The following is a 17688-nucleotide window of genomic DNA, read 5'->3' on the forward strand; positions in this document are numbered from 1 at the left end:
TTCGCAAAGCTTTGTATTGATTTAGCTTTGCGAACTTTTGTGTGTTTTTTAAAATATTCTTAGACAAAAATCTTTGCGCTCTTTGCGTTAAAAAATATTTTAATTGCACGGGCGGAGGGATTCGAACCCCCATCAACGGTTTTGGAGACCGCTATTCTACCCTTGAACTACGCCCGTAACTTAAGGTCGGCAAATTAAAAGTTTTTTTTCTTCTCCGGCAACTATTTTACGCAGAGATTTAAAAAGAAAATCCTTTAAATCCGTGCGGCTCGAAGCAAAAACCTTTGCTTCAAACAGTTAACCTCTAGATTTTTATTTCACGCAGATTTTAAAAAGATTTAGGCAGATTAATGCAGATTTATTTTATACAATGACCAAATTAAATCTGCTCGAATCTGCAAAAGCTGCGTGAAACAAAAATCTAAATAACCCTTCTATCCCGATAGCTATCGGGAGTGACAAAACACTTTATCTTTCAATTATGCCAACAAAGCGTTTTTCAACCCTTCAAAATCTACAGAAACCTGCTCACCTGAAACCAGATTCTTAAGCGAATACGAATTCGAAGCAATTTCCTGATCGCCTGCAATTACCGCAAACGGAATCAATCGTTTATCTGCATACTGAAACTGTTTCCCTACTTTTACATTATCAGGATACAATTCTACTTTTATATTTTCTTTTCTCAATTTCTGGATCGCCTGCGAAGCATATAAAGCCTCAGCATCTCCGTAATTAATAAACAGCGCTTTTGATGTCGCTGCTACGGTTTCCGGGAACAACTGCAATTCTTCGAGAACTAAATAAATACGATCTAAACCAAAAGAAATCCCAACACCACTCATGTTTTTCAAACCAAAGATACCCGTTAAGTCATCGTATCTTCCGCCTCCGCCGATAGAACCCATCGAAACAGTTTTTGGCGCTGCTACTTCAAAAATAGCGCCTGTATAATAATTCAGTCCACGGGCAAGAGTCACATCAAGATCTAAAGTGGCCGTTGCCAAACCTAAAGTTGCCACATTGTCACAAATAAATTTCAGTTCCTCTACTCCTTTCATTCCTTCTTCTGATTCAGCCAGTAAATCTGAAAGCTGCCTGATCTTATCAGTAAATGTTCCGGTAAAATTAAAAAGCGGCTGTACTTTTACCAGAGCTTCTTCAGCAATACCTTTTTCGATCATTTCCTTTTTTACACCATCTTCACCAATTTTATCCAGTTTATCAAGAGCCACTGTAAAATCGATCAATTTATCAGAAGCACCAATAACTTCAGCAATTCCGGATAATATTTTTCTATTATTGATTTTAATCGTAACACCTTCTAAACCTAAAGACGTAAAAACAGTATCATACAATTGAACCAATTCTACTTCCTGCCACAATGATTTTGATCCCACAACATCAGCATCACATTGATAAAACTCCCTGTAACGCCCTCTTTGAGGCCTGTCAGCTCTCCAAACCGGTTGAATCTGATATCTTTTGAAAGGAAATTCAATTTCATTTTGGTGCTGCACAACATATCTGGCAAACGGAACAGTTAAGTCGTAACGCAATGCTTTCTCCGAAATTTTTCCGGTAAACTTATTCAACTCAATTCTTTGGCTCAAATCTATTGTTTCTGCAGAATTAACCTGCAGTGCTTCGATAGATTCCGGTAATTCGATTTTGTTTTTATTAAAGAAAAAATTACCTGAATTCAATATTTTAAAAATCAAACGATCACCTTCTTCTCCGTATTTCCCCATTAAGGTATCTGAGTTTTCAAACGAAGGAGTTTCGATTGGCTGAAAACCAAATTTCTCAAAATTATTTTTTATAGTCTGAATAATATATTGACGTTTTGACACCTCTGCAGGTGAAAAATCTCTTGTTCCTTGTGGAATACTTGGTTTTGAAGCCATTTTTTAGATCTTTAGATTATTGGATCTTTAGATTATCAGATTTCATTTGTTTGAAGTCTTACATCTAAATGATCTTTTATATTATTGGATTTGTTAGATTTTAGATTTCTCATCAATTCTAATCGACTGCAAATATCTTATTTTTTAAAATAAATAATGCCTGTTCGAAAACAAACTTGTAACAAAAAACGTATTTTCGTGACAAATTGGTCATGATGCTAAAATTATTTAAAGAAAATATCCGAATTGCTTTTGGTTCTATCAAAACACAATTACTGCGTACTATTCTTACCGTTTTAATTATCGCTATCGGGATTACTGCCTTGGTTGGAATTCTAACTGTTGTAACAGCACTCGAAAACACCATTTCGACTAATTTTGCTTCTATGGGAGCGAATACTTTCAACATTAATCAATACGAAAACAATCTTAAAAATCGAGGAAGCAACGAACGTGAAATCGTAAATCCAATTATATCTTATCCGGAAGCTGTTGCTTTCAAAAACAAATACAAATATCCTTTTACAGAAACTTCTTTATCGTTTACGGCCACAAAAACTGCTGAAGTTAAATATTCAGACCGAAAAACAGATCCTGAAATTACCATTCTTGGTGTCGACGAACATTTTATCGCAAACTCAGGTTTAGAAGTAAGCTTAGGCCGAAGTTTTAACCAATTCGATATCGACAACAACACTTATTCTTGTGTTGTAGGATCCGATTTCGAGAAAGGCTTATTGAAAGACGTCAATCCAATTGACAAAATAATTTCGATTCGCGGCGCTCGTTTTAAAGTCATTGGGGTTTTAAAAGAAAAAGGTTCAACGTTTGGAAACAGTCAGGATTTACGTGTTTTAATTCCAATTCAGGTAGCGCGTTCCTTATTTACTGCCCCAAATATCAATTATACTTTGAGCGTAATGGTTGCTAAAAAAGAACTTTTAGACGAAGCCATCGACAACGCAACAAGCACTATGCGAAGAGTACGAAAATTAAGTCCGATTCGTGACAATAATTTCGGAATTGGCCGCAGCGACGATCTGATCAACCGCATTCTGGGAATCACAAAATATTTAGGTTGGGCTTCCTGGATTATTAGCGTTATTACCATCTTAGGATCTTCAATCGCCTTAATGAATATCATGATCGTTTCGGTTACAGAACGTACTCGCGAAATTGGTGTAAGAAAAGCGCTGGGAGCCAAAAAGACCACTATTGCCGTTCAGTTTTTTATCGAAACTTTATTGATTGGGCAAATTGGCGGTTTAATTGGTATTATAATCGGAATCCTTTTAGGATTTGCCATTGCAACAGCGATGAGTTTTGTATTCGTAGTGCCGTGGGTAGCCATATTTGCTGCCTTTGCAACAAGCTTTACTGTTGCCATAGTTTCAGGTTTATATCCTGCAATCAAAGCCGCTAAACTGGATCCTATTGAAGCTTTGCGCTATGAGTAAATTTTAGTTTTCAGTCGCAGTTTCTACATTGACTTAAATAAATATTTGAAGCAGCAATTAAGCCTTTCAAAACACCACTTGTCCCGCTATTCGCTTCAAACTTTTATGTTCCCGACCCGGGAGCACAAAAGGTTTTTCTCTGCTATCGGGGCTAGATCAGACCTATATTGTTTTCAAGAACTTATTCTGTAAAACTCTTTAAACCTTGCTTGAAATCATTCGGTCATTATCATAAATATCTTTTCGCAACTCAATGTTTTTGAAGTCCATATTTTCTAATAGATCTTTAGTCTCTTTACCCAAATACTGGTTGATCTCAAAATACAATTGTCCGTTTTCTAATAGATTTTTTTTTGCCAGTTCTGCTATTTTACGATAAAAAATCAAAGCATCATTATCTTCTACAAAAAGTGCCAAATGCGGCTCATAATCCAGAACATTCTTTTTGATTTCTTCTTTCTCTAAATTCCGAACATAAGGCGGATTTGAAACGATAATATCAAAATTGCATTTTAGCACCTCGGTTTCTAAAATATTCTGAAGTATAAAATTCACTTCAACCTTATTATAAAGTGCATTTCTTTTAGCCGTTTCTATCGCTTTCTTCGAAACATCAATAGCATACACTTCTGCATTTGGAATGTTTTTGGCAAGAGAAATTGCGATGCATCCACTTCCCGTTCCAATATCAAGGATTTTGATTTTTTTAGTTCGATCAGCTTTCAAATTTTCATTGATAATCCATTCTACTAATTCTTCTGTTTCAGGTCTCGGAATCAAAACATTTTCATTTACTTCGAATTCCAATCCGTAAAAATGAGTTTTCCCTAACAAATACTGAATCGGAATTTCTTTCTTTAATTCCTTTAATAGAGAATTCCAGACAGTAAAATCACTATCCGAAAAAGTCAATTCGTGATTTAACGCCAAATCGATCTGACGCAATTTATGTTTGTCTTCTAATATTAAATAAAAAAAGCTCTCCGCTTCATAAGCGTCGTAAAAAGGCGATAATTCTTTTATAAATTGAGTACGATATTGTTTGATTCTCATTTTGAGTTTAATTTTTAATGCCTCAATTTTTAAGCAAATATTATATTCTTATTTTAAAAAATCTTTTTATTCAACAACATTAGCAATCAAATTGAACTGCTATTTCAGAAACTTTTTTCAAATCTTCTCCATTCTCAGCTTTTGATGAAAGAAATAAAATTACTCTTTGTTCTTCATAATTTCTGTTAGCACCAAAAACAAAGTCTAATTTTCCATCCCCATCAATATCTCCCGCAAAACGCAATACTACAAATGTATCCTGAAACGAATCTTCTGCAAGGAGCAATTTTTCGGCACCATCTCCTATCTTCAGGTAAAGCTTATAATTTGCCACATTCTTGAAAATTTCTTCTTTATCATCATCTGTAGCAACTTTGAATTCTGAAAGCACTTTTCCTGCAGCTCTAAAGGTATAAGTAACACCATTAAATGTATAAACTACTTTTTCTTTGGGCCAAATTTTGTCTTTATTAATTTTTAAAGACTTTACTTTTCCTACTTTCAATTCCGGATAATCTATAAAAATTATCGTTTTATTTTTAGAAGAAATGTACTGCAATGAATCCCCGGAACATTCATCAAAACTTTTTTCGATTTCAAAATCAGCTTTACCTAAAAAATATTCTCCATTATCTTCATACAAATCAATCCATTTTTTAGTCAAAGATGAAACCGGATTTAGATTATCATAAGTTCTGTAACTTCGTGGTAATAAAATATCAAAATCATTTTTAAACTCCTCATCAGCTACAAATTCATCTTTCTTAAGAGAATCCTTTGCAACAACTTTACTGACCCTATTGGTCTTTTTTTCTATCTTTTTTTCTTTAGACCCGTTACAGGAAAATAAAACCGAAACCAAAAGAATTCCAAATACATATTTTTTCATAACCTTATAAAACTTTCAACATCCAGACCGGGCAAGAACTGTGCCCCGTATTTCCTAATGGCGCATCTAAATATTCAAAACCTGACTTTTTATATAATTTCTGAGCAGCATGCATAAATGGCATGGTCTCTATATAACATTTTTCAAACCCAAAAATCCTGGCTTGTTCCAGACATTTTTGCATCATTTGAGCACCAATTCCCAAACCACGGGTTTCCGGTAAAAAATACATCTTTTGCAATTCACAAATCTCAGGAACTCCATTCTCCAATGGCGCAACACCCGCACAGCCCACAATTTTGCCTTCATTTTCTACCACAAAATATACTGACTGCGGCTTATTATATTCTTCGAACATTAAATCCAGATATGGATCTTCATATGCAGTACCAACTTTGGGGATTTCCAATTCATCAAAAACCGAACGTATTAACTGAGCAACTTCCTGATTGTCCTCTTTTTTAATTGTCCTGATCATCCAATTTTTCATATTTCTTTATTCCTAATAATGTATTACAAAAGTAAAATAGTTTTTTGATAGTTTCTTAACTGTATCGTTAACTATTGAACTAAACAAAAATAACTACTTTTGTACCGTGAATATACATGAAAAATACATAAAACGCTGCATTGAATTGGCACAAAATGGCTTCGGAACTACATACCCCAACCCAATGGTTGGAAGCGTAATTGTTTATGAAAACCAAATTATTGGTGAAGGCTGGCACAAAAAAGCCGGCGAACCACATGCTGAAGTTAATGCAATTCGATCCGTAAAAGACAAATCGCTATTAAAAAAAGCTACAATTTATGTAAGTTTAGAACCTTGCAGTCATTTTGGAAAAACACCTCCCTGTTGCGATCTCATCATCGAACATCAAATCCCGAATGTAGTGGTTGGAACTGTTGATCCTAACGAAAAAGTTGCAGGAAACGGTATTAAAAAACTAATTGCAGCCGGAGCAAACGTAACTGTTGGCGTTTTAGAAAAAGAATGTAACGAACTCAACAAACGTTTTTTTACTTTTCACCAGAAAAAAAGACCTTACATAATATTGAAATGGGCCGAGAGCCTGGACGGTTTTCTAGCTCCGGAAAAACAAATCAATCAGGATCGAAAACCGGTCTGGATTACCAATCAATATTCGAGACAACTGGTTCATAAATGGCGCAGCGAAGAGCAGGCGATTTTAGCAGGAACACAAACCGTTGTCGATGATAATCCAAAACTAAACACCAGGGATTGGTCAGGAAATAATCCGGTACGAGTTATTCCGGATCAAAACAATCGCATCGCAAAAGAAAGTTTTGTTTTTGACAATAGTGTAAAAACCATTGTATTTACGAAATCAGAAAACATCATTTCAGCAGAAAACACTAACTTTGAAGTAATTGACTTTAATCAAAATATAATTCCACAGATTTTAACTGTTTTGTTTCAAAACCAGATTCAGTCTATTATTATTGAAGGCGGATTGCAAACGTTACAATCTTTTATTGATCAGAATATTTGGGATGAAGCCCGAATATTTATTGGAGAAATTACTTTCGAAAAAGGAACAAAAGCGCCTGTTATTCAAAAGAAAAACGCAACCAGAACTTACATTCAAAGCGACGAATTACTAAACATTAGAAATTATGATTGATACTATAATTTTTGACTTTGGAGATATTTTTATCAATTTAGACAAACAAGCGACCATTTCAGAATTGCAGCAATTAGGCATGACGGAATGGAATGCTGAATTAGATCGTCTGAATCTTTTATTCGAGACAGGAGATATTTCGTATGATGATTTTTTGGCCGGATTTCAGAAAGAACTTCCAAACGCTTCAACTGAAGAAATATTAAAAGCATGGAATGCCGTTCTGGCAGATTTTCCTTTGTATCGATTAGAATTTCTACAAATGCTTTCTCAAAAATACAGATTGTTTTTATTGAGTAACACAGATTCGATTCATATCGCCACTTTCGAAAACAAAAGCGGAATTTCATTCTACAGTGATTTTTACCAATGTTTTGAAAAAGTTTATTTTTCATTTGAAATCGGAATGCGAAAACCGAATCCGGAAGTTTTTCAATACCTGATCAATAAACACGAATTATCTCCAAAACGCACTTTATTTGTAGATGACAAAAAAGAAAACACAGATTCAGCCGCCGCTTTAGGTTTCCATATTTGGAATTTACAAGTAGGCCAGGAAGATGTCGTAGACTTATTTGAGAAAAAGATACTTTAGTCTCTTAACCGCAAAGTTCGCAATCCCGATAGCTATCGGGATACGCAAAGTCGCCACAAAGCTTTGCGAACTTAATAAAGCCAATTATAAAAATAAAAAATACTTGCGCACTTTGCGGTAAAATTTAACTCTTTAGCTAAGAAATCAACAATAATTTAGAATTTTACTTTTGGAATACGACGACACCTATAAAACCATTGCCTTTGAATCTGAAGAAGTACTTTTAAAAGAAAAAGGAAGCAAATTCTTTGGTTACGCCTTTCCTGTAGAACAGGAAGATGAAGTAAAACCCATCATCGAAAATCTAAAAAAGCAGCATCCGCATGCCGTACACTTTTGTTACGCATATCAATTAGGCACAGCGCCAAAAATTTCTTATCGCGCAAATGACGATGGCGAACCCAGCAATACAGCCGGAGCACCAATTTACGGACAAATACAGTCATTTGGCTTAACGAACGTTCTGATAGTTGTCGTTCGGATTTTTGGAGGGACAAAATTAGGCGTTGGAGGATTAATTGCGGCTTACAAAACGACAGCACAAATGACTCTTGAGGCTTGCGAGATTATCGAAAAAACTATTGATGTTCATTTTTTAATCTCTTTTGATTATAAAAACATGAATAAAGTAATGCGTGTTATCAAGGAAAAAAAACTGGAAATCACATCTCAGGAAATGGAAATTGATGAAGTTTCAGGTTTGCCAATTGGTAAAATCAAGACAAAAACACGCAAAAAAAATGCCGAATCAGTATTCGACATTTTTGACTTAATGTTTGAAATCGATATCAAAATTATATAATTCCATAGAAAAACCCATCTCATTTTAACAATTATACCAATGTTTTAAACAATTCTAAAATGTACTCCGGAGGTGCTGTTGGCCTACCCGTTTTTAACGAAATAAATACTAAAATAAATGCTGCCGTTGTTAATAACTCATTCGCTTCATTATAAATCGCACACTCAAATTCAATCTTAACAGACGACTGACTTTTGAAAGCGGTATGAATCGTAAGAAGCTCATCGTAGCGCGCTGATTTTTTATAATTTATTTGCATGGAAACGATCGGCAATCCAATCCCGCTTTCTTCCATACTTTTATATGAAATCCCTTTATTTCTAAGCCATTCCACGCGTCCGATCTCAAAATAAGGGACATAATTTCCGTGATAAACGACTCCCATTTGATCAGTTTCAGAGTAACGAACACGCACTTGCGTTTGATGATTTTTCATTATTTATATATTAAAAAAAATTAAATTCCTAAAGTTCACGTACAACATTTTTTTATAAAATTAGAGGGCAAAATATTTTTTTTTACAGAAATTTGTTCACATATTTGTTATCCCGAAATACGGAATAAAATTGCTCCTTTTTTATTAGGAGAATCTTTATCAATAATAAAAAAATTTATCTGAATCTATGACTAAAACTGCTCAATCGGTATGGGAAAACTGTTTGTCCTTTATAAAAGACAATATTCAAGATCAAGCATATAAAACTTGGTTCGAACCAATCAAATCAGTTGAGCTAACCGACAACGCGTTATATATTCAGGTACCAAGTAAATTTTTCTACGAATGGCTAGAAGAACACTACGTAAAATTATTGAAAGTTGCGCTTACCAAAGAACTGGGAAAAAACGCAAAGTTACTCTATAAAATTAAAATGGAGAACACTTATGGCAATAAACAACCGTTTACCGAACAGTTGCCTAGTGCCAACAGAGTGCCAATGAAACCGCAAGAGGTTGATGCTCCGTTTAAAAACCTGAACCCTGAACTTAAAAATCCTTTTGTAATTCCCGGAATTAGAAATCTTAAAATCGAATCGCAATTAAATGCGAATTACAGTTTTGACAATTTCTTAGAAGGAGACTCTAACCGTCTGGCCCGTTCTGCAGGTATGGCTGTTGCCAACAAACCCGGAGGAACATCCTTTAATCCTTTATTGATTTTTGGTGGAGTTGGTTTAGGAAAAACACACTTAGCACACGCTATTGGTGTAGAAGTAAAAGACAAATATCCTGAAAAAACGGTTTTATATATTTCTGCCGAAATTTTCACACAACAATATATTGATTCGGTAAAAAAGAACAATCGTAATGATTTCATTCACTTTTACCAATTAATCGACGTTTTGATTATTGATGATGTTCAGTTTTTATCTGGAAAATCAGGAACTCAGGACGTATTTTTCCATATTTTCAACTACCTGCACCAAAACGGAAAACAGGTAATTTTGACTTCGGACAAAGCTCCTGTTGACATGCAGGATATAGAACAACGTTTGTTATCCCGTTTTAAATGGGGATTATCTGCTGAGTTACACCAGCCGGATTACGAAACCAGAATTTCGATCTTAAAAAATATTCTATATCGTGACGGTGTTGAGATGCCGGAAGATATTATTGAATATGTTGCCCGCAACATTAAATCGAATGTGAGAGAACTTGAAGGTGCAATCATTTCGTTAATCGCACAATCTTCTTTCAACAAAAAAGAAGTTACGATCGAATTAGCAAAAAGCGTTGTAGAGAAATTCGTTAAAAACGTAAAGAGAGAAATCTCTATCGATTATATCCAAAAAATTGTGTCTGATTATTTCCAGTTAGATATTGAAACACTTCAATCTAAAACCAGAAAGAGGCATGTTGTTCAGGCGAGACAATTGGCTATGTTTTTTGCAAAGAAATTTACTAAAGCTTCTTTGGCAAACATTGGTTCACAAATTGGAGATCGTGATCACGCTACCGTATTACACGCTTGCAAAACCGTTGACAATTTAGTTTCTACAGACAAACAATTCAAAAAATTTGTCGAAGACATCAACAAAAAACTAACGCTATAAACGCGAATCATGCCAGTAAAAATTTTAATGGTTTGTTTGGGAAATATTTGCAGATCACCTTTAGCCGAAGGTATTTTAGCATCAAAATTACCCCGCGATAAATTTATTGTTGATTCAGCCGGAACCGGTTCCTGGCATGTAGGTCACTCACCTGACAAACGCTCTGTTGCTGTAGCCAAAAAAAATGGCTTATGCATTGACAATCAAAAAGGCAGGCAATTTAAAATTACGGATTTTAATGAATTTGATTATATCTATGTAATGGATAATTCAAATTACAGAGATGTCATTCAGCTGGCCAAAACCCCGGAAGACAAAAATAAAGTACATCTTATTTTAAACGAGTTATTGCCGGATGAAAATGCAGATGTTCCTGACCCTTATTACGGAGCCATAAATGGTTTCGACAACGTCTACCAAATGTTAGACGAAGCTGCTGAAATCATTTCACAAAAACTTATCAAAGCACACCCTTAATTAATTCTTTTCATTTTTTTCTTCTAAAAGAAATCATGAAAAGAAATTTCTATTTTTATAAAATCCGTTTTATCAATTAAAAAAACGCACATGAAACTTCTAGGAAAATTATATTTAATTCCAACAACAATGGGCGAAAGCGATCCGATGGATGTTTTGCCACAAACCGTAAAAAGAAGTATCGACTTTATAGATCATTATATTGTTGAAAACGAAAAAACAGCCAGAAAATCAATAAAAGCAGTTTCTCCTGAAAAGAAACAATCAGAGCTTATACTTTTCACACTTAATAAACGAACAGAACCAAGCGAACATTTAGACTTCATCAAACCTTTATTAGAAGGTAAAAATGTTGGACTTATGAGCGAAGCAGGTTGTCCGGGAGTTGCTGACCCAGGTGCTGTAATTGTAAAACTGGCACATGAAAAAGGAATTCAGGTGGTACCATTGGTTGGGCCTTCTTCTATTTTATTAGCGATGATGGCCTCAGGAATGAACGGTCAAAGTTTTACTTTCAATGGATATTTACCTATTGATAAAGACGAGAAAAAATCAGCTTTAAAACATTTTGAAAAATTATCTCAGGATAAAAATCAATCACAAATTTTTATTGAAACACCTTACAGAAACAACAAACTGGTTGAAGATATTTTACAGATCGTAAATCCGTCAACTCATTTGTGTATTGCAACTGATATTACATTACCGACAGAATTTATTAAAACAATGCGTGTTGCAGATTGGAAAAAATTAAAGGTTGATCTTCATAATCGACCAACAATTTTTATCATACATAAAATGTAAACTATCTTTAAAAACCACCCACAATGAAAAAAATTCTAATCCTGACTTTAATTTGCTTCACTCAAAATATATTTTCTCAAGAGAACTATGTCCCTAAAGGAAATATAACGAATGATGAAAATAAACTTTATAATACTGCAGGAATAGATGTAGCCCCTGAATTTATAGGAGGAATGAATAACTTTTATAAATTCATTTCTCAAAATTACAGGATTCCAAAAGAGAAACCTGCCTCCATGAAAGGAAAGGTTTTTGCTACCTTTGTTATTGAAAAAGACGGTTCACTAAACGATATAAAAATACTTAGAGACATAGGTTATGGCACAGGTGAGGAAGCTATTCGGGTTTTAAAACTATGTCCAAAATGGAATCCCGGAAAGCTAAAAGACAAAGAAGTGAGAGTACTTTACGCGATGCCAATAGCTGTAAATTAGTTTTTTTTCCATAATACTTTCTCGAAAGTTTTCCTTAATCAAACTTTATTATGAGCAAACTCCCTAACGTAACTACAAGCATTTTTACGGTAATGTCTAAAATGGCAGCCGAATACAATGCGATAAATCTTTCGCAGGGATTTCCAAATTTTCCTTTAGACGAGAGATTGACTGACATTATTGCAAGATTAGCGAAGGAAAACGTACATCAATATACACCAATGGCCGGTTTTCCGCCATTGATGCGCCAGATTGCAAAATTAGTTCAGAGTTCTTATAATAGAACCATTGTTCCTGAAACAGAGATTCTGGTTACAGCCGGTGCCACTCAGGGAATTTTTACTTCGATTCTGGCTTTGGTTAAAACGGGTGATGAAGTTATTATTCTCGATCCGAGTTATGATTCTTATGAATCTCCGGTTTTATTATGTAATGCAAAACCTATTCGGGTAGCATTAAACGATGATTACACGCCAAACTGGGAAACCATAAAAAAAGCGTGTTCCTCAAAAACAAAGATGATTATCATCAATAATCCGCATAATCCAACGGGGAAAATCCTTAACGAAGACGACTTTCTACAACTGGAAAAATTACTTTTAAAACATCCGGACATTATTGTTTTATCCGATGAAGTATACGAATACATTACTTTCGAAGAAAAACACATTTCGGCACATACCAAAGATTTCCTTTTGAATCGATGTATCATGGTTTCTTCCTTTGGAAAATCATTTCACATCACAGGCTGGAAAATTGGTTATATCGTTGCGCCCGAGCATTTGATGAAAGAAATCAAAAAAGTACATCAGTTTTTGGTTTTTAGTGTCAACAGTATTTCCCAAGCTGCGATTAGCGAATATTTAAATGTTGTTGATGTCAATTTGCTTGGAAAATTCTATCAGGAAAAAAGAGATTATTTCCAGAAATTGCTTCAAAATAGTCGTTTTGAATTAAAACCTTGCGAAGGAACTTATTTTCAGGTGGCTTCATATGCCAACATTTCAAAAGATGATGATATTACTTTTTGCAAAAAATTAATCACGGATCATGGCGTTGCCGCAATCCCGATTTCTACTTTTTATTCCGACCATAAAGACCAAAAATTAATCCGTTTTTGTTTTGCCAAAGATGATTTCACTTTAGAATCAGCAGCAAAAAAATTGTGTGATATATAAAGTTTATCAAAATTTTATAACATTATTATGCGTGCATCCTATTTATTTAATTAATATTGTAATAAAAAGAAAATAATATGAGCTATACAGATAAAATGTTAAGAGATGACGCTTTACAAGGTAAGGTCATTGTAGTTACCGGTGGAGGAAGTGGTCTAGGAAAAGCTATGACAAAATATTTCTTAGAATTAGGCGCTCAGGTAGCGATTACTTCCAGAGATTTAGAAAAGCTAAAAGCCACTGCAACTGAACTTGAAACTGAAACCGGAGGAAAATGTTTGCCACTTCAATGTGATGTTCGCCATTATGAAGAAGTAGAAAATATGCTTCAGGAAGTTTTGAAGGCTTTCGGAAAAGTTGACGTTCTTTTGAACAACGCAGCCGGGAATTTTATTTCTCCTACTGAACGTTTATCTGCCAATGCATTTGATACTGTTATAGATATCGTATTAAAAGGTTCTAAAAACTGTACACTTGCCTTTGGAAAGCACTGGATTGACACCAAACAAAAATCGTCTACTATTTTAAATATTGTTACCACTTATGCCTGGACAGGATCAGCGTATGTTGTACCCAGTGCTACTGCAAAGGCTGGAGTTCTTGCCATGACACGCAGCTTAGCTGTTGAATGGGCAAAATACGGGATTCGTTCTAACGCAATTGCTCCGGGGCCATTTCCAACAAAAGGGGCCTGGGACAGATTATTGCCCGGAGATCTTGCAGAAAAATTTGACATGGCAAAAAAAGTGCCATTGAAACGTGTAGGTGATCATCAGGAATTAGCCAATTTAGCGGCTTATTTAGTTTCTGATTTTTCAGCTTATGTAAATGGCGAAGTCATCACGATTGATGGAGGCGAATGGTTAAAAGGCGCGGGACAATTTAATTTATTAGAAGCAATTCCGGAAGAACTTTGGGATCAGTTAGAAATGATGATCAAAGCAAAAAAGAATAAATAATTTTATGTGCTTACTAAATTCAGAATATTTTTTATAAACTATACTGATTGCACCAAATCCCGAAGGTTTTACTTTCGGGATTTTTTTTATGTTTTTACCATATAAGTAATATAAGTTCAGTTAAGTATTGCTTATTTAAAAATCTAACTGCTTACTTTTCCTTATCTCACTTATATGGTTTAAATAAACAATCCATGTTTTAGATAATATAAATCATAGTATTTTTAACATTTAAGCAATATAAGTTCAATGAAGTAATAAATTGTTTAAATATCTGTTTGCTTAATTTTACTTATATCACTTATATGGTTTAAATAAATAATATGTCTACACAATTCACTTAAATTATTATTTTTGCCAAACAAATATCAAACAAAAAATTATGCTCATTATTGGAATTGCAGGAGGAACAGGAAGTGGAAAAACAACAGTAGTACACCAGATCATGAACGAATTACCAGACACTGAAGTGGGCGTAATTTCTCAGGATTCTTACTATAAAGAAACCCATAATTTGTCATTCGACGAAAGAGCATTAATCAATTTTGATCATCCACGTGCGATCGATTTTGAATTATTGGTAAAACACTTAAAAGCTTTAAAAGAAGGCGAGACTATCGATCAGCCTGTATATTCATTCATACAACACAACAGAACTGACGATACCGTATCAACGCATCCCAGAAAAGTGATGATTGTTGAAGGAATTCTAATCTTGACCAATCCTGAGCTACGTGACCTTTTTGACGTTAAAGTATACGTTCACGCTGATTCTGACGAAAGATTAATTCGCCGTTTAAAGCGTGATATTTCAGAACGCGGACGCGATATCGACGAGGTTTTAACCCGTTATCAAAATACCTTAAAACCTATGCACGAGCAATTTATCGAACCATCAAAAGCTTTCGCAGACATTATTATTCCTAACGATAAATACAACACGGTAGCCATCGATGTAGTTCGCGCTGTAATTAATCAACGAATTTCATAATTTTTATCGTAAATTTATTCCAGAAATATTAGGAGCTATTTCCCGCTCTCGCCTTTATCTTTTTATGTCCGCTGTGGCGGACATAAAAAGGATACCGGCTCCATCGGGGCTAGAACACCAATCGAACTAAAAAGAAGTAATCAGTTAAGAGAAAATGAAAATCAAAAATCCATATAAAGGCAAACGCTGGTTCAAATTACTCGGCAATAAATATGTTTGGGTTTTACTGTTTTTTGTAATCTGGATGTTCTTTTTAGATAATTACTCTTATTTTGATCATCGTTTTTTAGATGGGCAGATTAATGAATTACAAGACAATAAAAAATATTATCAGGACGAAATAAAAAAAGATCAGGAACAGATCAAGCAGCTTAAAAATCCTGAACAAATAGAAAAATATGCTCGCGAAAAGTACTTCATGAAAAAAGACAGCGAAGATATTTACATCATCCAATTTGAAGGAGATACTATTCAAGACACAAAAGAATAATCAGAAAAAAGCATACAATCCCAATGGCTACTACCCTATTCGACGATTTTAATCCGATTTCATCCAAACAATGGAAACAAAAAATTCAGTTTGAATTAGACGGAGCTGATTATAACGAAACCGTTATTTGGAATTCTCCGGAAGATATTCAGGTTAAACCATTTTATCATATTGACGAATTTTCTAAAGCTGCTTCTGTAGAGACTCAGGCATCTAATTTTAAAATTTGCCAAAATATCTTCGTTTATGATATTGAGAAATCGATTCAAAGAGCGATAAACACTATCGAAAGAGGTGCAGAAAGTTTACGTTTTACCATTCAGAACGAAAAAATCGATATTCAGAAATTATTAGAAACTCTTCCTTTAGAAAATAGAGTCGTTTACTTTAATTTGACTTTTATTTCAATCGATTTCGTAAAAGTATTAGACACCATTTCGATCCAGAAAAAAGCCCATTTTTATTGCAATATTGACCCGATTGGTCATTTTGCAAGAGAAGGAAACTGGTTTACAACATCCGAGAAAAATAATTTCGAAACAATCGAAAAAATTGCAAAAGCAACAACAAACCTTTCTTTATTAAGTATAGATCTGGGTTTGTATCAAAATGCAGGTGCCAACATTACACAACAAATTGCGTATACTTTGGCGCATGCAAACGAATATTTGAATCGTTTACCTACCATTACAAAACCCATTGTTTTTCAAATATCCGTAGGAACCAATTATTTCTTTGAAATTGCAAAACTTCGGGCTTTACGAATGCTTTTTAAATTAATAGCATCAGAATACAATCCCGATTTAGAATGTCATTTTTTGGTAACACCAACCAAACGTAATAAAACAATTTACGATTACAATGTCAATATGCTTCGCACCACGACCGAATGTATGTCGGCTATTTTGGGTGGCGCAGATGCCGTCGCTAATTTACCTTACGATTCTTTATACCATAAAGACAATGAATTTGGTGACCGAATCGCCAGAAATCAATTATTAGTCTTAAAACACGAAAGCTATTTTGACAAAGTCAATAATCCGGCTGACGGAAGTTATTATATAGAAAGTCTTACTACACAATTAGCAGAAAAAAGTTTGACCTTGTTTAAAGATATTGAAGCCAGTGGCGGATTTTTGAAACTTTTAAACGATGGAACCATCAAAAAGAAGATTCAGGAAAGCGCTGCTAAAGAACAGGAATTATTCGATTCTAAAAAAGAAATATTATTAGGGACAAATAAATATCCCAATAAAGATGACAAAATGAAACACGATTTAGAATTGTTTCCTTTTGTAAAAATAAAACCAAGAAAAACATTAATTACACCCATAATCGAAAAAAGATTGGCAGAAAAGCTGGAACAAGAACGATTGGAGCTTGAATAAAATTCATTTCAAATAGTTATATTTGATTTAAACCTAAATAATAATGGAAGCAATTAGACAAATAATATCAGTTAAAAATCATTCTGTAACCGTTATACTACCAGATGATTTTATTGCAGATGAAGTAGAAGTAATTATTTTGCCTGTGCAAAATGACCATTATAAAATTCCTCAATGGCAAATTGATCAAGTTAGGGAAAGAACAGAAAACTATTTAAAAAATCCTAAAAATGTTACTGACATTGATGATTTTTTAAAAGAAATTGAAGATGATCTATAAAGTAGTTATTATTGAAGAAGCTAAAGTAGATTATAAAAAATCTTTGCTTTGGTATAAAGGCATACATCCAAAATTAGCTGTTAGGTTTAATGATTCTTTCAAAAGAAGTATTGCAATCATTAAAAAAGACCCATTATTATTTCAAATAAGATATGATAACATTCGAATCCTACTTTTAAAAACTTTTCCATACGCGATACATTATTCGATTTATGAAAATTGCATCGTTATTAAATCTATTTTTCACACATCGAGAGATAGCGAATTAAACGTATTCTAAACAACAT

Annotated in this window: 19 protein-coding genes and 1 tRNA gene; 14 read left to right on the forward strand and 6 right to left on the reverse strand. The window is 34.0% G+C overall.

From position 1 onward, the window contains the following. Nucleotides 1–106 precede the first annotated feature (106 nt). Together B0A67_RS16460 and hisS are read right to left on the reverse strand one after the other, a co-directional pair. A tRNA-Trp gene (locus tag B0A67_RS16460) sits at nucleotides 107–177 on the reverse strand. Between the two features lie 302 nt (nucleotides 178–479). Continuing rightward, nucleotides 480–1907: a histidine--tRNA ligase gene (gene hisS / locus B0A67_RS16465; protein ID WP_072961875.1), complete on the reverse strand. Its 1428-nt coding sequence runs from the start codon at nucleotides 1905–1907 to the stop codon at nucleotides 480–482. A gap of 212 nt (nucleotides 1908–2119) precedes the next feature. Between hisS and B0A67_RS16470 the strand changes: the two genes are divergently transcribed. Beyond that, nucleotides 2120–3364, forward strand: coding sequence for an ABC transporter permease (locus B0A67_RS16470; RefSeq protein ID WP_072961878.1), 1245 nt, complete (start codon nucleotides 2120–2122; stop codon nucleotides 3362–3364). Nucleotides 3365–3562: 198 nt separating this feature from the next. Here the strand turns inward: B0A67_RS16470 and prmC are convergent, their stop codons facing one another. The 3 genes from prmC to B0A67_RS16485 form a co-directional block, all read right to left on the reverse strand. Then, nucleotides 3563–4417: a peptide chain release factor N(5)-glutamine methyltransferase gene (gene prmC, locus B0A67_RS16475; protein WP_072961881.1), complete on the reverse strand. Its 855-nt coding sequence runs from the start codon at nucleotides 4415–4417 to the stop codon at nucleotides 3563–3565. Between the two features lie 79 nt (nucleotides 4418–4496). Beyond that, nucleotides 4497–5306, reverse strand: coding sequence for a hypothetical protein (locus tag B0A67_RS16480; RefSeq protein WP_072961883.1), 810 nt, complete (start codon nucleotides 5304–5306; stop codon nucleotides 4497–4499). Between the two features lie 4 nt (nucleotides 5307–5310). Further along, nucleotides 5311–5796 carry a GNAT family N-acetyltransferase gene (locus tag B0A67_RS16485; protein ID WP_072961886.1) on the reverse strand — a complete coding sequence of 162 codons (486 nt, stop codon included), beginning with the start codon at nucleotides 5794–5796 and terminating at the stop codon, nucleotides 5311–5313. A 106-nt stretch (nucleotides 5797–5902) separates the two neighbouring features. Here B0A67_RS16485 and ribD point away from each other — a divergent pair, with 106 nt between their 5' ends. From ribD to B0A67_RS16500, 3 genes are all read left to right on the forward strand, one after another. Next, nucleotides 5903–6952 (forward strand): bifunctional diaminohydroxyphosphoribosylaminopyrimidine deaminase/5-amino-6-(5-phosphoribosylamino)uracil reductase RibD, encoded by a 1050-nt coding sequence (gene ribD / locus B0A67_RS16490; protein ID WP_072961889.1) that lies wholly within the window; start codon nucleotides 5903–5905, stop codon nucleotides 6950–6952. Further along, nucleotides 6945–7547 (forward strand): HAD family hydrolase, encoded by a 603-nt coding sequence (locus B0A67_RS16495; RefSeq protein ID WP_072961893.1) that lies wholly within the window; start codon nucleotides 6945–6947, stop codon nucleotides 7545–7547. Before ribD ends, B0A67_RS16495 begins: the two co-directional genes overlap by 8 nt. Before the next feature lie 169 nt (nucleotides 7548–7716). Then, nucleotides 7717–8349 (forward strand): IMPACT family protein, encoded by a 633-nt coding sequence (locus B0A67_RS16500; RefSeq protein WP_072961896.1) that lies wholly within the window; start codon nucleotides 7717–7719, stop codon nucleotides 8347–8349. A gap of 31 nt (nucleotides 8350–8380) precedes the next feature. Here B0A67_RS16500 and B0A67_RS16505 read toward each other — a convergent pair whose 3' ends face one another. Then, the gene (locus B0A67_RS16505) at nucleotides 8381–8785 is read right to left on the reverse strand and encodes an acyl-CoA thioesterase (protein ID WP_072961899.1); all 405 of its coding nucleotides are present in this window, start codon (nucleotides 8783–8785) and stop codon (nucleotides 8381–8383) included. 187 nt (nucleotides 8786–8972) lie between these two features. Between B0A67_RS16505 and dnaA the strand changes: the two genes are divergently transcribed. The 10 genes from dnaA to B0A67_RS16555 all read left to right on the forward strand — a co-directional run bounded on the left by dnaA (nucleotide 8973) and on the right by B0A67_RS16555 (nucleotide 17401). Further along, on the forward strand, nucleotides 8973–10400 hold the full coding sequence (gene dnaA / locus B0A67_RS16510; RefSeq protein WP_041517015.1) for a chromosomal replication initiator protein DnaA: 1428 nt from the start codon (nucleotides 8973–8975) through the stop codon (nucleotides 10398–10400). A 9-nt stretch (nucleotides 10401–10409) separates the two neighbouring features. Continuing rightward, the gene (locus B0A67_RS16515) at nucleotides 10410–10877 is read left to right on the forward strand and encodes a low molecular weight protein-tyrosine-phosphatase (protein ID WP_072961902.1); all 468 of its coding nucleotides are present in this window, start codon (nucleotides 10410–10412) and stop codon (nucleotides 10875–10877) included. Between the two features lie 90 nt (nucleotides 10878–10967). Next, nucleotides 10968–11681 (forward strand): SAM-dependent methyltransferase, encoded by a 714-nt coding sequence (locus tag B0A67_RS16520; RefSeq protein WP_065451225.1) that lies wholly within the window; start codon nucleotides 10968–10970, stop codon nucleotides 11679–11681. Between the two features lie 23 nt (nucleotides 11682–11704). Then, entirely contained in the window at nucleotides 11705–12115 is a 411-nt protein-coding gene (locus B0A67_RS16525) for an energy transducer TonB (RefSeq protein ID WP_072961906.1), read from the forward strand. Nucleotides 12116–12165: 50 nt separating this feature from the next. Continuing rightward, nucleotides 12166–13293, forward strand: a complete 1128-nt coding sequence (locus B0A67_RS16530) for a methionine aminotransferase (protein ID WP_072961910.1) — start codon at nucleotides 12166–12168, stop codon at nucleotides 13291–13293. A 77-nt stretch (nucleotides 13294–13370) separates the two neighbouring features. Continuing rightward, the gene (locus B0A67_RS16535; protein WP_072961913.1) at nucleotides 13371–14252 is read left to right on the forward strand and encodes an SDR family oxidoreductase; all 882 of its coding nucleotides are present in this window, start codon (nucleotides 13371–13373) and stop codon (nucleotides 14250–14252) included. A gap of 382 nt (nucleotides 14253–14634) precedes the next feature. Then, complete coding sequence (gene udk / locus B0A67_RS16540) at nucleotides 14635–15243, forward strand: uridine kinase (RefSeq protein WP_055095441.1); 609 nt, start codon at nucleotides 14635–14637, stop codon at nucleotides 15241–15243. A 154-nt stretch (nucleotides 15244–15397) separates the two neighbouring features. Next, nucleotides 15398–15733: an FtsB family cell division protein gene (locus B0A67_RS16545; protein ID WP_072961916.1), complete on the forward strand. Its 336-nt coding sequence runs from the start codon at nucleotides 15398–15400 to the stop codon at nucleotides 15731–15733. A gap of 23 nt (nucleotides 15734–15756) precedes the next feature. Further along, nucleotides 15757–17121: a methylmalonyl-CoA mutase subunit beta gene (locus B0A67_RS16550; protein ID WP_072961919.1), complete on the forward strand. Its 1365-nt coding sequence runs from the start codon at nucleotides 15757–15759 to the stop codon at nucleotides 17119–17121. Nucleotides 17122–17164: 43 nt separating this feature from the next. Beyond that, nucleotides 17165–17401 (forward strand): hypothetical protein, encoded by a 237-nt coding sequence (locus B0A67_RS16555; RefSeq protein WP_072961921.1) that lies wholly within the window; start codon nucleotides 17165–17167, stop codon nucleotides 17399–17401. The last annotated feature ends 287 nt before the right edge of the window (nucleotides 17402–17688 follow it).

The sequence above is a fragment of the Flavobacterium aquidurense genome (assembly GCF_002217195.1).
Classification (GTDB): Bacteria; Bacteroidota; Bacteroidia; order Flavobacteriales; family Flavobacteriaceae; genus Flavobacterium; species Flavobacterium frigidimaris.

What these genes read in the sequence shown, in the direction of transcription:
- hisS (WP_072961875.1), bottom strand. Translation starts at nt 1,907, where the DNA reads ATGGCTTCAAAACCAAGTATTCCACAAGGAACAAGAGATTTTTCACCT.
- B0A67_RS16470 (WP_072961878.1), top strand. Translation starts at nt 2,120, where the DNA reads ATGATGCTAAAATTATTTAAAGAAAATATCCGAATTGCTTTTGGTTCT.
- prmC (WP_072961881.1), bottom strand. Translation starts at nt 4,417, where the DNA reads ATGAGAATCAAACAATATCGTACTCAATTTATAAAAGAATTATCGCCT.
- B0A67_RS16480 (WP_072961883.1), bottom strand. Translation starts at nt 5,306, where the DNA reads ATGAAAAAATATGTATTTGGAATTCTTTTGGTTTCGGTTTTATTTTCC.
- B0A67_RS16485 (WP_072961886.1), bottom strand. Translation starts at nt 5,796, where the DNA reads ATGAAAAATTGGATGATCAGGACAATTAAAAAAGAGGACAATCAGGAA.
- B0A67_RS16495 (WP_072961893.1), top strand. Translation starts at nt 6,945, where the DNA reads ATGATTGATACTATAATTTTTGACTTTGGAGATATTTTTATCAATTTA.
- B0A67_RS16505 (WP_072961899.1), bottom strand. Translation starts at nt 8,785, where the DNA reads ATGAAAAATCATCAAACGCAAGTGCGTGTTCGTTACTCTGAAACTGAT.
- dnaA (WP_041517015.1), top strand. Translation starts at nt 8,973, where the DNA reads ATGACTAAAACTGCTCAATCGGTATGGGAAAACTGTTTGTCCTTTATA.
- B0A67_RS16515 (WP_072961902.1), top strand. Translation starts at nt 10,410, where the DNA reads ATGCCAGTAAAAATTTTAATGGTTTGTTTGGGAAATATTTGCAGATCA.
- B0A67_RS16520 (WP_065451225.1), top strand. Translation starts at nt 10,968, where the DNA reads ATGAAACTTCTAGGAAAATTATATTTAATTCCAACAACAATGGGCGAA.
- B0A67_RS16525 (WP_072961906.1), top strand. Translation starts at nt 11,705, where the DNA reads ATGAAAAAAATTCTAATCCTGACTTTAATTTGCTTCACTCAAAATATA.
- B0A67_RS16530 (WP_072961910.1), top strand. Translation starts at nt 12,166, where the DNA reads ATGAGCAAACTCCCTAACGTAACTACAAGCATTTTTACGGTAATGTCT.
- B0A67_RS16535 (WP_072961913.1), top strand. Translation starts at nt 13,371, where the DNA reads ATGAGCTATACAGATAAAATGTTAAGAGATGACGCTTTACAAGGTAAG.
- udk (WP_055095441.1), top strand. Translation starts at nt 14,635, where the DNA reads ATGCTCATTATTGGAATTGCAGGAGGAACAGGAAGTGGAAAAACAACA.
- B0A67_RS16545 (WP_072961916.1), top strand. Translation starts at nt 15,398, where the DNA reads ATGAAAATCAAAAATCCATATAAAGGCAAACGCTGGTTCAAATTACTC.
- B0A67_RS16550 (WP_072961919.1), top strand. Translation starts at nt 15,757, where the DNA reads ATGGCTACTACCCTATTCGACGATTTTAATCCGATTTCATCCAAACAA.
- B0A67_RS16555 (WP_072961921.1), top strand. Translation starts at nt 17,165, where the DNA reads ATGGAAGCAATTAGACAAATAATATCAGTTAAAAATCATTCTGTAACC.